The organism is Aquabacterium sp., from assembly GCF_030652515.1.
Lineage (GTDB): Bacteria > Pseudomonadota > Gammaproteobacteria > Burkholderiales > Burkholderiaceae_C > Aquabacterium.
The window spans coordinates 1-1,722 of record NZ_JAUSAR010000154.1 but is presented as its reverse complement, the minus strand read 5'-3'; the positions used below and the strand labels follow the sequence as shown (position 1 = coordinate 1,722).

Below are 1,722 nucleotides of genomic sequence, written 5' to 3'. Positions count from 1 at the left end.
AGCTCTGTGAGCGGCGCGCCCCTTACCGTAACGTTAGGCTTTCTGGGGTGAGAGTTTCAGGTTTTGATTTGCCTCCGTCAGCTTCGGTGGTGGCGGGCAGTTTTTGGGTTTGGTCTGGGCTTCCATTGCTCATTTGCAGTTTGGTTTTTGCCTTTGCCTTGTTGGTTTTGGCTTCGGTTTACTCAGTGGGCTGCTTTGTTTGGCAAGCTTGGCGAGTTAAGCGTTTAGTTTCCGTTGCTCTCCACAACTCGGTTTTAGGCTTGGCCTTGCGGGTTTCGGCTCAATCTTTGGCGGCAACGTTTGGCTTTTGTCAGGCGGCGCTCCCTGCCCGCCTTTGTGGTTACCGGCTCTTTTGGGTTGGCGTTTTGGGCCGGGTTTGAGCTTTTGTTGCATCTGGGCTTGGGTGCTTTCGTCCCTGCCGCTTCTGCCTGCAAGCCGGGTTGGGCGGTTCCGTTTTAGCGTTGGGTTTTGCTTTTCGGGTTGGTCCGTAATGCCTGTTGTCCGCAGGTTTGGCTTTGCAAGTTTTGTGGCTTCGATTGCTTGCCAGTTGTCCTCGGCTTTTTCAGGTTGCCCGGTTTTAGCTCCGGTGGTAAAGTCCACTCATCGTTGGGTTCGGCGTTCCCCACACATCGGGGCAAACCTGGCTCTTTGGGTTGGTGGTAGTTTGGCTTTAGCTGTTTTTTCTTGGCCTAACAAGTCGGTCAAAGGGACGCGCCGCCCGGTGGCGGTTTTGAAGTTTTGGTTTTTATCAAGGTTCGGCGGCTTCGTTTCGCTTTCGCTAGCGGTGCGCCCCTTACCGTAACGTTAGGCTTTCTGGGGTGAAGGTTTCAAGTTTCTGTTTGTCTTCGTCAGCTTCAGTGGTTGCGGACAGTTTTTTTGGTGTGCTTCGGGCTTACGTTACTCATTTATAGTTTGTTTTTTGCCTTTGCCTTGGTTGGTTTTGGCTTCGGTTTGCTCCGTTGGCTTCTTTGTTTGGCTGGCTTGGTGGGTTAAGCGGTTGGTTTACGTTGCTCAGCAAAACTCGGTTTTAGGCTTGGCCTTGCTGGTTTCGGGGTGTACCCGAATCATTGGCAGCGAAGTTTGGCTTTTGTCAGGTGGTGCTTTCCGCACGCTTTTGTAGTTGCGGGCTCTTTTGGGTTGGCGTTTTTGGCGAGTTCTGGCTTTTGTTGCATCTGGGCTTGTGTGCTTTGTCCCTGTCGCTTCTGCCTGCACACTGAGTTTGGCTGTTCTGGTTTAGTGTTTGGTTTGGCTTTGTTGTTCGGGTTGTTTTGTACGGCATGTTAGGGGTAAGCAAGCTGTTCGTAGCGGCTCTGACGTTTCTGCTTTTTGCGTCTTGGTTGTTTACCGGTTGTCCCCAATTTTTTCAAGTTGCCCACGTTTGGCTCCGGTGGTAAAGTCCAGTCATCGCTAGGTTTGGCGTTCGCCGCACTTCAGGGCAAATCGGTCTATTTTGGTTGGTGGTAGTTTGGCTTAGCGGGTTATTGCTTGGCCTAACAAGTCGGTCAAAGGGACGCGCCGCCCGTTGGCGGTTTTGAAGTTCAGTTTTTTATCAGGGTTCGGTGGCTTCGTTTAGCTTTCGCTAGCGGCGCGCCCCTGTCATAGAAAAGTAAACCCCTAATGACTGTTATTTTTTCATCCCTGTAGCCCGCACACCATCCTCCTTTTTTAAAAAAATCAAAAAAAGCTGTGGTTCGGTGCGGCAAGTTTATTCTTCATGGCCGG

1 protein-coding gene is annotated in these 1,722 nt (G+C 51.4%); it reads left to right on the top strand.

Annotated elements, in window-relative coordinates:
* Positions 1–380: hypothetical protein (locus Q7V20_RS17465; protein WP_304794098.1), on the top strand; the 380-nt coding region annotated here is incomplete at its 5' end.
* Between the last annotated feature and the right edge of the window lie 1,342 nt (positions 381–1,722).